This window comes from Phaeobacter sp. B1627, assembly GCF_006265095.1.
GTDB lineage: Bacteria > Pseudomonadota > Alphaproteobacteria > Rhodobacterales > Rhodobacteraceae > Epibacterium.
The window spans coordinates 77,539-89,500 of record NZ_VCNK01000018.1; the positions used below are offsets into that span (position 1 = coordinate 77,539).

The window sequence follows — 11,962 nt, forward strand, 5'->3', positions numbered from 1 at the left end:
ATCGGGGGGCGCGCAAGGTGTGAGCCCGTAAACTTCGGTTGCGACTTGCAATATGTGACGGCGAATTCACGCCGAACGGGAGAATTTACATGCGCACGGTGATCTTTGACCTCGACGGCACGCTGGCCGATACCTCGCGCGATCTGCTGGCGGCGGCGAACCATTGCTTCCGGGCGATGGGGCTGGGGGATATGCTGACCCACGCCAGTGACGCAAAGGTCGCCCTGCGCGGCGGCAAAAGGATGCTGACCGAGGGGCTGACGCGGGCCGGGCAATACAGGGACGCCACGGTGGAGGAATACTATCCGGTGCTGCTGGAGGCCTATCGCGGAGCAATCGCGACCCATACGGTGATCTACCCCGGCGCAATGGAGGCCATCGAGGCCCTGAAGGCGGCGGGATACGGCGTCGGTATCTGCACCAACAAACCCGAGGCCCTGGCGGAGCAGTTGATGCAGCAGCTTGGCGTGCGCGATGTCTTTGCCTCGCTGGTGGGGGCCGATACGCTGCCGGTGCGAAAACCCGACCCTGCGCCTTTGTTCGAGGCGGCGCGCCGGGCAGGGGGGGCGCCGGACATGTGCGTGTTGATCGGTGACAGCGACACCGACCGCCGGACTTCTGCCAATGCGGGGGTGCCGTCGGTTCTGGTGACATTCGGGCCCGCCGGAGAGGATATGGCTGCGTTGAAGCCGGAGGCGTTGTTGCATGACTATGCCGATCTGCCCGACGTCGTCGCCGCGCTGATCGGTCGCAATCCACTGGCCTGATCGTCCTTGGCGGCGGGCCGCTACAGGGGCTCTGCGGGCGCCTCTGCAGGGACTGTGCAGGGTTTGTGCAGGGGCAGACGGTGCGCAGGGGGCTGTCGCCCCTGACATGGGCGCCCCTTCGGGTCTGATTTCGCGCCGGACGTGCGACGCCTGCTCTTGACGTCTGTGTAGGGGCGGATCATGACTTTGCCTATGGCAGAGCATTCGACAGAGCATTTCACCGGCAGTTTCACCCAGCAGGAACCGATCCCGGAGGACGCCATCGAGGCGGCCGTCGCAGTCCTGCGGCATGGGCGTCTTCACCGCTACAACCTCGTGGAGGAGGAGGCGGGCGAAGTGGCGCTTCTGGAGCAGGAGTTTGCTGCCATGACGGGGGCGAAATACTGCCTCGCCGTGGCGTCGGGCGGCTATGCCATGGCAACCGCGTTGCGGGCGCTTGGGGTCGGGCAGGGCGAGGCCGTGCTGACCAACGCCTTCACGCTGGCACCGGTGCCGGGGGCGATCGCGTCGGTGGGTGCGGTGCCGGTCTTCGTCGGGGTGACCGAGGATCTGACCATCGATCTGGAGGATCTCGCGGCAAAGGCGGGGCAGGCCAGTGTTCTGATGCTCAGTCACATGCGGGGCCATCTGTGCGACATGGACCGGTTGATGGCGATCTGCGCCGAGGCCGGTATCCGGGTGATCGAAGACTGTGCCCATACAATGGGGGCAAGTTGGAACGGTGTCGCGTCGGGGCGTCATGGACTGGTGGGCTGTTATTCCTGTCAGACATACAAACATGTGAATTCGGGTGAGGGGGGGCTGCTGATCACCGATGACGCTGAGGTCGCGGCGCGGGCGATCCTGTTGTCGGGGTCCTATATGCTCTATCCCCGTCACCTCGCGGCGCCGGGTGCCGAGGTGTTTGAACGGGTGAAATATGACACCCCCAATATATCGGGCCGGATGGACAATCTGCGGGCAGCGATTCTGAGACCGCAACTGCGTGATCTGGACCGGCAGGTCCGGCGTTGGAATGAGCGCTATCACGTGCTGGAGGACGGCCTGCGGCGGACGCCGGGGCTGACGGTGGTGGAGCGTCCCGAGGCCGAGGTCTTTGTGGGGTCTTCGATCCAGTTCCTTTTGCTGGATTGGTCGGCGGCGGCGGTCGGGGCCGTGTTGTCCCGCTGTGCTGCGCGCGGGGTGGAACTGAAATGGTTCGGCGTGGCGGAACCTGTCGCCTTTACCTCGAGGTATGACAGCTGGCGCTATGCGCCGACGCAACCCCTGCCCAAAAGCGACCGTATCCTTGCGGGCATTATCGATATGCGTGTCCCGCTGACGTTCTCTCTGGATGATTGTGCGCTGATCGCGCGGATCATCCGCGCGGAGGTCAGCGCCGTGTGGCAAGGCGGCGTCTGAGCTGCGTCGGAATAGTCTGTCGATCATTGGTTTTGCCAAGCGGTGTCGCACCCCGATGGGGCGCGACGCTGTATCTGGTGATTTGCAGCTGCAAATCCCCGGGGTGAGGGATTGCGCTTTGCTCTGCAAATCGCGGTGGCAGGCTGCGCCTCCGGCGCGGCCTGCCCGGCCCAAGGGCCACGTAGGCATTTCAATGCAGGCGGGGTGCGCGGGAGAGCCCGGCCCTTGGCGGCGCTGTGACCTGCCGGGAGGGGGCTTTGGGAGCTGCAGCACCGGCTGGGGGCTTGACGGATCGCCTTTGATCGGCTCATAAATGAACAAGTGTTCAATAACGGGTGAGACTCGACCGCTGGGGTTGGAAACGGCCACCTGAACATGGGCTCTCGGGAGGAGATACGCAGATGTTCAACGCAAGCATGACATTCGATCTGGGTGAAGACGTGAACGCGCTGCGCGATATGGTGCACCGCTGGGCGCAGGATCGCGTCAAGCCGATGGCGCAGGAGATTGACCAGACCAACGAATTCCCAGCCGAGCTCTGGCAGGAAATGGGCGAGTTGGGGCTCCTGGGCATAACCGTGGATGAGGAATTCGGCGGTGCGGGCATGAGTTACCTTGCCCATACTGTCGCGGTGGAGGAAATCGCGCGGGCCTCGGCCTCGGTGGCGCTGTCCTACGGGGCCCACTCCAACCTCTGCGTCAATCAGATCAAGCTCAATGGCACTGCGGAGCAGAAGGCGAAATATCTGCCGCGACTTATCTCCGGCGAGCATGTGGGCGCCTTGGCGATGTCAGAGGCCGGGGCGGGATCTGACGTTGTTTCTATGGCGTTGCGGGCTGAAAAGCGAAATGATCGCTATGTGTTGAACGGTACCAAATACTGGATCACCAATGGTCCGGATGCGGACACGCTGGTGGTCTATGCCAAGACCGACCCGGAGGCCGGTTCCAAGGGTATGACGGCGTTTCTGATCGAGAAGGCTTTCAAGGGATTTTCCACCTCGGCCCATTTCGACAAGCTGGGGATGCGGGGATCGAACACGGCTGAACTGGTGTTCGAGGATGTCGAGGTCCCATTTGAGAACGTGCTGGGCGAGGAAGGCAAGGGCGTGCGGGTGCTGATGTCGGGTCTCGACTACGAGCGGGTGGTGCTGGCGGGGATCGGCACTGGTATCATGGCCTCCTGCATGGATGAGATGATGCCCTATATGGCTGAGCGTCGGCAATTCGGCCAGCCGATCGGGAATTTTCAGCTGATGCAGGGCAAGATCGCGGATATGTATACGGCGATGAACTCTGCCCGGGCCTATGTTTATGAGGTCGCGAAGGCCTGTGACACGGGAACGGTGACCCGTCAGGATGCCGCGGCCTGCTGTCTCTACGCGTCGGAAGTGGCGATGACGCAGGCGCATCAGGCCGTGCAGGCCTTCGGTGGGGCTGGCTATCTGAGCGACAATCCGGTTGGCCGCATCTTCCGCGATGCCAAGTTGATGGAGATCGGAGCGGGCACGTCGGAAATCCGGCGCATGTTGATCGGGCGCGAACTGATGACGCATATGGGCTGATCTGGCCGGGCCCGCAGGCGCCGCGCCGGGGGCACCATTCCCCTACGCCGCGCCGGGAGGGCCTGCGGAGCGAGGGGACCGATCTGATCTGAAGGAATGGCGTCCGGCGGTGCACGGCTGGTGCAAATGGAGCCTGGAGCGTGGAGGGGCGGAGATATGACCGAGAGACAGGCGAGCCCTGGGCTGACGGAGGCGGGCGCGTGGATCCTGCCGGAGCGTTTGAACATGTCGGCGCAAGTGCTGGACCACCCACGCCACGATCTGGCGGTGATTGACCTCACCGGCAGCGTGCGACGGGATGTCAGCTTTGGCGAACTGAGCGATATGGTCGATGGCCTTGCCCGGATGCTGCAGACCAAAGTCCTGCCCGGAGATCGTGTCGGGGTGTTGCTCAGCCAGTCGCCATGGTGCGCGGCGGCGCATCTTGCCATATGGAAGATAGGCGCGGTGTCGGTGCCCTTGTTCAAATTGTTCAAGCACGATGCCCTGGCCAGCCGGATCGGGGATGCCGGTGCGGAATATGTGCTGACCGACCGGGAGGGCGCGGTGCAGCTCGGTGATCTGGCGCGGCCGCTGCTTGCGGCTGAGGTCGGGATCGCGGGAGAGGCCGCGCCCTTTGCGCAGACCGGTCCCGACGATCCGGCCGTACTGATCTACACCTCCGGCACGACCGGCACACCCAAGGGGGCCCTGCATGGCCATCGGGTGCTGACCGGGCATCTGCCGGGTGTTTCGATGAGCCATGATCATCTCGGCCAGCCAGGAGACTGTCTGTGGACGCCTGCGGATTGGGCCTGGATCGGGGGGCTGTTCGACGTCGCCATGCCGGGGCTTGCGCTGGGCGTGCCGGTGGTGGCGGCGCGGCTCGACAAGTTCACGGCGGACACCTGCGCCGACGTGATTGCAGCGGCGGGCGTCCGCAACGTGTTTTTTCCGCCCACAGCCCTGCGCATGCTGAAAGCGGCGGGGCAGGGGCTTCACGGTCTACGTTCTGTTGCCTCCGGCGGAGAGCCCCTGGGCGCGGAGATGCTCGCTTGGGGCCGGCAGGCGCTGGGCGTGACCATCAACGAATTCTATGGCCAGACCGAATGCAATATGACCGTCTCTTCCTGCGCGGCGGCGTTTCCGGTGCGGCCTGGCTGTATTGGCCAGCCGGTGCCGGGACATGTGGTGGAGGTGATCGACGATGCGGGACACCCGACCCGGGCCGAGGGCGACGTGGCCGTGCTGCGCGGCTCTGCCGCGATGATGCTGGCCTATTGGAACCGGCCCGAAGCCACCGCCGAAAAGTTTCGTGGCGACTGGATGGTGACCGGCGACCGTGGGATCTGGGAGGATGGCTATCTGCGCTTTGTCGGGCGCGAGGATGACGTGATCACCTCGGCCGGATATCGCATCGGCCCCTCTGAAATCGAGGACTGCCTGATGACCCACCCCGCCGTCGCGACGGTTGGTGTGGTGGGCAAACCCGACCCTCTCCGGACGGAGATCGTCAAGGCCTATGTGGTGCTGAAACCCGGTGCCGAGGCCAGCAGCCAGGCGCTGCAGGACTATGTGAAAACCCGTCTTGCCACCTATTCCTACCCGCGTGAGATCGCATTTCTCGATGCATTGCCGATGACCGTCACGGGCAAGGTGATCCGCAGGGAGCTGAAGCTGCGGGCTACGGCAGAGGTGCCGACATGACCGGATTGCCCGCCCTGCGACCCTGCGCCCAAACACCGCTGACACTGCCTGCCAACTCCAAAAGGATGCCGCACTCATGATACTTCACTCCAAGGCGATGCCGTCCTCCGAGGGCTTCAAACAGAACGTCACTTCCCATCTCGAAGCGCTGGCGGAGGTTTCGGCCGTCGCAGAGGCGGCGCGGATGGGCGGCGGCGAAGCCTCGCGCGCGCGTCACGAAAGCCGGGGCAAGATGCTGCCGAGACGGCGCGTGGCCAACCTGTTGGATGCGGGCTCGCCCTTCCTTGAAATCGGCGCGACTGCGGCATTCGGGATGTATGATGACGCCGCTCCGGCGGCCGGGGTGATCGCGGGCATCGGCCGGGTGGAAGGGCAGGAGGTCATGGTGGTCTGCAACGATGCCACTGTGAAGGGCGGCACTTATTTCCCGATGACGGTGAAGAAACACCTCCGGGCGCAGGAAATCGCGGCGGAGAACAATCTCCCCTGCGTCTATCTCGTGGATTCAGGCGGCGCGAACCTGCCGCAACAGGATGAGGTCTTTCCGGACCGGGATCACTTTGGCCGCATCTTCTATAATCAGGCGCGGATGTCGGCCCGGGGCATCCCGCAGATCGCCGTGGTCATGGGCTCCTGCACGGCAGGCGGCGCATATGTGCCCGCGATGTCGGATGTCACCATCATCGTCAAGGACCAGGGCACGATCTTCCTCGCGGGCCCGCCGCTGGTCAAGGCGGCCACCGGCGAGGTGGTCTCGGCCGAGGATCTGGGCGGCGGCGATGTGCACACGCGGCTCTCGGGGGTGGCGGATTATCTGGCCGAGGACGACGCCCATGCGCTGGCCCTGGCACGCCGCGCGGTCAGCCATCTCAATCGCCGCAAACCCGACGGCGTCAACTGGCAAAGCCCGGAAGACCCGGCCTACGACCCCGAAGAGATCCTCGGCGTGGTGCCGGGTGACCTGCGCACCCCCTATGACATCCGCGAAGTCATCGCGCGGCTGGTGGACGGGTCCCGCTTCGACGAGTTCAAACCGAGGTTCGGCGAAACGCTGGTCACCGGCTTTGCCCATGTCAAAGGCTGCCCCGTCGGGATCGTCGCCAACAATGGCGTGTTGTTTTCCGAGGCCGCCCAGAAAGGCGCGCATTTCGTCGAACTGTGTTCCCAGCGCAAAATCCCGCTGGTGTTCCTGCAGAATATCACGGGCTTCATGGTCGGCCGCAAATACGAAAACGAAGGCATCGCCCGCCATGGAGCGAAAATGGTGACGGCGGTGGCCTCCACCAATGTGCCCAAAATCACGATGCTGGTGGGCGGCTCCTTCGGAGCGGGAAACTACGGCATGGCCGGGCGCGCCTACAGCCCCCGGTTCCTCTGGACCTGGCCCAATTCCCGGATTTCGGTCATGGGGGGCGAGCAGGCGGCCGGGGTGCTCGCGACGGTCAAACGCGACGCCATCGAACGCCAGGGCGGCGAGTGGAGCGCCGAGGCGGAGGCGAAATTCAAACAACCCACCATCGATATGTTCGCCGAACAGAGCCACCCGCTCTATGCCTCCGCCCGGCTCTGGGACGATGGCATCATCGACCCGCGCAAATCCCGGGACGTGCTGTCGCTGTCGCTCTCGGCGGCTCTCAATGCACCGATCGAGGATACCCGCTTTGGCGTTTTCCGGATGTGACCTCGCGGGTTTCATCTTTTTGAAAATATCTCGGGGGTCCGGGGGCAGAGCCCCCGGTCCGACGTTCCAGACAAAGGACCAGCCCCATGTTCCACAAGATCCTGATTGCAAATCGCGGCGAAATCGCGTGCCGTGTCATTGAAACCGCGCGACGTCTCGGCGTGCGCACGGTGGCGGTATATTCCGATGCCGACCGAAATGCGAAACACGTCGCCATGGCGGACGAAGCAGTGCAGATCGGCCATGGCCCGGCGCCGGCCGACAGCTACCTGCTGGCGGATGAAATTCTGGCGGCGGCAAAACTGACCGGGGCCGAAGGGATCCACCCCGGCTACGGGTTTCTCTCTGAAAACCCCGATTTCGTCGACAAGGTCGAGGCCGCTGGTCTGGCCTTCATCGGCCCTTCCGCCGCGGCGATCCGGGCCATGGGGCTCAAGGATGCCGCCAAGGCCCTGATGGAGGAGGCGGGCGTGCCGGTGGTGCCGGGCTATCATGGTCGCAGGCAGGATGCAGACTTCCTCGCCGAAGAGGCCGGGCGCATCGGCTACCCCGTTCTGATCAAGGCGGTGGCGGGCGGAGGCGGTAAGGGCATGCGCCTCGTCGAAGACGCGGCGCAATTCGCCGATGCGCTGGCCAGCGCGCAGGGCGAGGCGACAACCGCCTTCGGAAATCCGGCGGTTCTGATCGAGAAATACATTCAGAAACCCCGCCATATCGAGGTGCAGGTCTTTGGCGACGGCACTTCGGCGGTTCATCTTTTCGAACGGGATTGTTCCCTGCAGCGCCGCCATCAGAAGGTGATCGAGGAAGCCCCGGCCCCGGGCATGACCCGCGAGATGCGCTCTGCCATGGGGGACGCGGCGGTGCGCGCGGCCGAGGCCATCGGATATGCCGGCGCAGGCACCGTGGAATTCATCGTCGACGGAGCAGACGGCCTGCGCACCGATGGCTTCTGGTTCATGGAAATGAACACCCGGCTGCAGGTCGAACATCCGGTGACCGAAGCAATCACCGGTGTCGATCTGGTGGAATGGCAGCTTCGGGTGGCCGCGGGCGAGGGGCTGCCCTCGCGGCAGGAGGATCTGCATATCACGGGGCACGCCTTCGAGGCCCGTCTCTATGCCGAGGACGTGCCAAAAGGGTTCCTGCCTGCAACCGGAACCCTGTCGCACCTGACCTTTCCCGACGGGGTGCGCGCCGACAGTGGCGTCCGCGCCGGAGATACCATCAGCCCCTGGTACGATCCGATGATCGCAAAGGTGATCGTGCATGGCCCCACGCGCGGGGCGGCGCTGCGACAGCTCGATGATGCGCTGGCGCGCACCCAGGTGGCGGGCACGGTGACAAATCTGGCCTTCCTGGGCGCGCTGGCCCGGCACCGGGGCTTTGCGGCGGGAAACGTGGATACCGGCCTGATTGCGCGCGACCTCGACAGTCTTGCCGCCGCGCCTGAACCTGCGGTCGCGCATAAAGTGGCCGCCGCCATGGTGGCGCTTGATCTGGTCACGCCGCATCCGGAAACGGGCTTCACCCTCTGGGCGGATCTGCAGCGGTCGGTCACCCTTGCCTGGCAGGGCACGCCCTTTGAGGCCATGGTGGCGGTCAACGGGCCGCACGCGCAGACCTGGACCATCGGCGAGGATCGCGTCCGCGCGGTTCGGCTCGCCCATGGCTGGCAGATCGGCGACCTCGGCATGCCTGCTGTGGCGCGGGCGGGCGATCAGATCACGGTCTTTGACCGCTACGGCCTGACATTCACCGTTGCCGATCCGCTGGACCGCGATGCCGGTGCCTTGGGCGATGGCAACCTGATCGAGGCGCCGATGCCCGGTCTGGTCAAGGCGATCTTTGCCACTGTCGGGCAGGAGGTGAAGGAGGGCGACCGTCTGGCCATATTGGAAGCCATGAAGATGGAGCACTCTCTTTTGGCTGCGCGTGATGGCACCGTTGCGGAAATCCTTGCGCAAACGGGCGATCAGGTGGAGGCTGGGGCAGCGCTGGTGCGGCTTGAGGAGGCCGGGACCGGCGCCTAACGGGAGGAGTGTGAACATGAAAGACTGCGTCGAGATTTATGAAGTGGGCCCGCGCGACGGGCTGCAGAATGAAAAGCGCGACATTTCAGTGGCGCAGAAGGTGGCGCTGGTGGATTGCCTGAGCCGCGCCGGGTTCTCGCGCATCGAAGTGGCGAGCTTTGTCTCTCCCAAATGGGTGCCGCAGATGGCAGGCAGCCGCGACGTGCTGCAGGGTATCACCAAGGCCAAGGGCGTGCGCTACGCGGCGCTGACGCCGAACATGCGCGGATATGAGGATGCGCGCGCTGCGGGTGCTGATGAGATCGCCATCTTTGCCTCCGCGTCGGAAGGATTTTCCCAAGCCAACATAAATGCCTCCATCGAGGAGAGCATCGACCGGTTTGCGCCGATTCTGGAAGCCGCCCGTCATATCGATCTGCCGGTGCGCGGCTATGTGTCCTGCGTGACCGACTGTCCCTATGACGGCGCAACCGCACCAGAGCGCGTGGCCAGCGTCGCGGACCGGCTGTTTTCCATGGGCTGCTATGAAATCTCATTGGGCGACACCCTGGGCAAGGCTACGCCCGACAGCACCGCGCGGATGCTGATGGCGGTCAAGGAAGCGGTGCCGGTGACCCGGCTTGCGGGACATTTTCATGATACCAACGGGCGCGCGCTGGACAATATCGATGCTGCGCTTGCGCTTGGGGTGCGGGTGTTCGATGCGGCGGTTGGCGGCCTTGGTGGCTGCCCGTTCGCACCCGGAGCCGCCGGAAACGTCGCCACCGAGGCTGTGCATGCACATCTGACCCGGCTTGGCTATGAAACGGGGCTTGATGCGGCGGTACTGCAGGAGGCTGCCGCGATGGCGCAGGCCCTGAGGCCGGTCTCTGCGGACGCCTGAACCCGATCTGTCACGAAGGACATTCCCCATGTACGACACCCTCGATCTGACCTGCGATGACCGCGGTGTCGCGACCCTGACGCTCAACCGTCCCGACAAGCACAACGCGATGTCGGGGCAGATGCTGCAGGAGCTGCAGGCGGCCGCCCGTGCGCTGGCGGCGGACAGATCCGTGCGGGTGGTGGTTCTGACCGGCGCGGGCAAGAGCTTCTGCGCCGGGGGGGACCTGACCTGGATGCAGGCACAGATGCAGGCCGACGCCGAGACACGTGCGCGCGAGGCGCGGGTACTGGCCGAGATGCTGAACCTTCTCAATCTGTTGCCACAGCCGCTCATCGGGCGGTTGCAGGGCAATGCGTTCGGCGGCGGTGTCGGCATGGCCTCGGTCTGTGATGTGGCGATCGGCGCGGATCATCTGAAGATGGGGCTGACAGAGACCCGGCTGGGGCTGATCCCGGCCACCATCGGCCCCTATGTGATCGCCCGCATGGGCGAGGCCCGGGCGCGGCGGGTTTTCATGTCGGCGCGGCTTTTCGGGGCGGGCGAAGCGGTGGATCTGGGGCTGCTGGCGCGGGCGGTTCCCGCCGACTCACTTGATGCCGAAGTCGAAGCAGAGGTGCGTCCGTACCTTGATTGCGCGCCCGGCGCGGTCGCAGAAGCCAAGGCTCTGGCCCGCGCGCTGGGGCCAAAGATCGATAAATCCGTAATCGATTTAACCATTTCTGCTTTGGTTACCAGATGGGAAAGCCCCGAGGCGGAAGAGGGCATCGGCGCCTTCTTTGAAAAACGGCGCCCGTTCTGGCAAGGTAAATAAGGGCTTTTCAGCCCCCTGGGCACAGCACGTTTACGCTCGTTTTTTGCGCATATAAATCCGACAAAAATCATAGGTTTTAAAGGTGTTGTTGCGTATCTGCGAGACAGTTGAACAAAGCGTTTCCCATTAACTCTGCCTTGGTTGACGGTGGTGGGGGACGGGAGTAGTAACGGCCCAAGTCAACACGCCAATTGACGGCGCGCGTGCAGGACATGCCGTGTGCGCGGAAAGGAGCCACTCGTGGAAGAGATGTTGCGGGAGTACCTCCCGATCCTGGTGTTTTTGGCCGTCGCAATCGGTCTTGGGCTAGTTCTTGTTCTGGCCGCAGTGATTGTAGCGGTGCGCAACCCCGACCCCGAAAAAGTCAGCGCCTATGAATGTGGCTTCAACGCATTTGACGATGCGCGAATGAAGTTCGACGTGCGCTTTTATCTGGTGTCTATCCTGTTCATCATTTTCGATCTGGAGATCGCCTTCCTGTTTCCCTGGGCCGTCGGCTTCAAGGATATCAGCGATGCGGGGTTCTGGTCGATGATGGTGTTCCTCGGAGTGCTGACCATCGGCTTTGCCTATGAGTGGAAGAAGGGGGCGCTGGAATGGGAATGATGACCGGGAGCAATACGGCGGGTGTCGACAAAGAGGTCGTCACCCAGGCGCTGAATGCGGAGCTGCAGGACAAAGGCTTCCTGCTGACCTCTGCCGAGGACATCATCAACTGGGCCCGGACCGGGTCGCTGCACTGGATGACATTCGGTCTGGCCTGCTGCGCCGTCGAGATGATGCATACCTCGATGCCGCGCTATGATGCGGAACGTTTTGGCATCGCGCCGCGCGCGTCGCCGCGCCAGTCTGACGTCATGATTGTTGCGGGGACGCTGACTAACAAGATGGCGCCGGCCCTGCGCAAGGTCTATGATCAGATGCCGGAGCCGCGCTATGTGATCTCGATGGGATCCTGCGCCAATGGGGGCGGCTATTACCACTACAGCTATTCGGTTGTGCGCGGCTGCGACCGGATCGTGCCGGTCGACATCTACGTTCCCGGCTGCCCACCGACGGCCGAGGCGTTGCTGTATGGTCTGATGCAGTTGCAGCGCAAGATCCGCCGCACCGGCACTCTGGTACGCTAAGG

10 protein-coding genes are annotated in these 11,962 nt (G+C 64.0%); all 10 read left to right on the forward strand.

Annotated elements, in window-relative coordinates:
• Positions 1-89: 89 nt before the first annotated feature.
• The 10 genes from FGE21_RS10390 (at position 90) to FGE21_RS10435 (ending at position 11,960) form a co-directional block, all read left to right on the forward strand.
• Positions 90-767, forward strand: coding sequence for an HAD-IA family hydrolase (locus FGE21_RS10390; RefSeq protein ID WP_139663224.1), 678 nt, complete (start codon positions 90-92; stop codon positions 765-767).
• 180 nt (positions 768-947) lie between these two features.
• The gene (locus FGE21_RS10395) at positions 948-2,168 is read left to right on the forward strand and encodes a DegT/DnrJ/EryC1/StrS aminotransferase family protein (RefSeq protein ID WP_139663225.1); all 1,221 of its coding nucleotides are present in this window, start codon (positions 948-950) and stop codon (positions 2,166-2,168) included.
• A gap of 401 nt (positions 2,169-2,569) precedes the next feature.
• The gene (locus FGE21_RS10400) at positions 2,570-3,733 is read left to right on the forward strand and encodes an isovaleryl-CoA dehydrogenase (protein ID WP_139663226.1); all 1,164 of its coding nucleotides are present in this window, start codon (positions 2,570-2,572) and stop codon (positions 3,731-3,733) included.
• Positions 3,734-3,889: 156 nt separating this feature from the next.
• Positions 3,890-5,419, forward strand: a complete 1,530-nt coding sequence (locus FGE21_RS10405; RefSeq protein WP_139663227.1) for an AMP-binding protein — start codon at positions 3,890-3,892, stop codon at positions 5,417-5,419.
• A 76-nt stretch (positions 5,420-5,495) separates the two neighbouring features.
• The gene (locus FGE21_RS10410; protein WP_139663228.1) at positions 5,496-7,100 is read left to right on the forward strand and encodes a carboxyl transferase domain-containing protein; all 1,605 of its coding nucleotides are present in this window, start codon (positions 5,496-5,498) and stop codon (positions 7,098-7,100) included.
• 86 nt (positions 7,101-7,186) lie between these two features.
• The gene (locus tag FGE21_RS10415) at positions 7,187-9,133 is read left to right on the forward strand and encodes an acetyl/propionyl/methylcrotonyl-CoA carboxylase subunit alpha (RefSeq protein ID WP_139663229.1); all 1,947 of its coding nucleotides are present in this window, start codon (positions 7,187-7,189) and stop codon (positions 9,131-9,133) included.
• A gap of 16 nt (positions 9,134-9,149) precedes the next feature.
• Positions 9,150-10,016: a hydroxymethylglutaryl-CoA lyase gene (locus tag FGE21_RS10420; RefSeq protein WP_139663230.1), complete on the forward strand. Its 867-nt coding sequence runs from the start codon at positions 9,150-9,152 to the stop codon at positions 10,014-10,016.
• A 28-nt stretch (positions 10,017-10,044) separates the two neighbouring features.
• Positions 10,045-10,830: a crotonase/enoyl-CoA hydratase family protein gene (locus FGE21_RS10425; protein ID WP_139663231.1), complete on the forward strand. Its 786-nt coding sequence runs from the start codon at positions 10,045-10,047 to the stop codon at positions 10,828-10,830.
• A gap of 240 nt (positions 10,831-11,070) precedes the next feature.
• The gene (locus tag FGE21_RS10430) at positions 11,071-11,436 is read left to right on the forward strand and encodes an NADH-quinone oxidoreductase subunit A (protein ID WP_139663232.1); all 366 of its coding nucleotides are present in this window, start codon (positions 11,071-11,073) and stop codon (positions 11,434-11,436) included.
• On the forward strand, positions 11,427-11,960 hold the full coding sequence (locus FGE21_RS10435; protein WP_139663233.1) for an NADH-quinone oxidoreductase subunit B family protein: 534 nt from the start codon (positions 11,427-11,429) through the stop codon (positions 11,958-11,960). The genes FGE21_RS10430 and FGE21_RS10435 overlap by 10 nt, the downstream gene beginning before the upstream one ends.
• The last annotated feature ends 2 nt before the right edge of the window (positions 11,961-11,962 follow it).

Bases quoted from the DNA above. Each gene is read 5' to 3' on its own strand.
- FGE21_RS10435 (WP_139663233.1), top strand. From the start codon at position 11,427: ATGGGAATGATGACCGGGAGCAATACGGCGGGTGTCGACAAAGAGGTC.
- FGE21_RS10400 (WP_139663226.1), top strand. From the start codon at position 2,570: ATGTTCAACGCAAGCATGACATTCGATCTGGGTGAAGACGTGAACGCG.
- FGE21_RS10410 (WP_139663228.1), top strand. From the start codon at position 5,496: ATGATACTTCACTCCAAGGCGATGCCGTCCTCCGAGGGCTTCAAACAG.
- FGE21_RS10395 (WP_139663225.1), top strand. From the start codon at position 948: ATGACTTTGCCTATGGCAGAGCATTCGACAGAGCATTTCACCGGCAGT.
- FGE21_RS10420 (WP_139663230.1), top strand. From the start codon at position 9,150: ATGAAAGACTGCGTCGAGATTTATGAAGTGGGCCCGCGCGACGGGCTG.
- FGE21_RS10415 (WP_139663229.1), top strand. From the start codon at position 7,187: ATGTTCCACAAGATCCTGATTGCAAATCGCGGCGAAATCGCGTGCCGT.
- FGE21_RS10390 (WP_139663224.1), top strand. From the start codon at position 90: ATGCGCACGGTGATCTTTGACCTCGACGGCACGCTGGCCGATACCTCG.
- FGE21_RS10405 (WP_139663227.1), top strand. From the start codon at position 3,890: ATGACCGAGAGACAGGCGAGCCCTGGGCTGACGGAGGCGGGCGCGTGG.
- FGE21_RS10425 (WP_139663231.1), top strand. From the start codon at position 10,045: ATGTACGACACCCTCGATCTGACCTGCGATGACCGCGGTGTCGCGACC.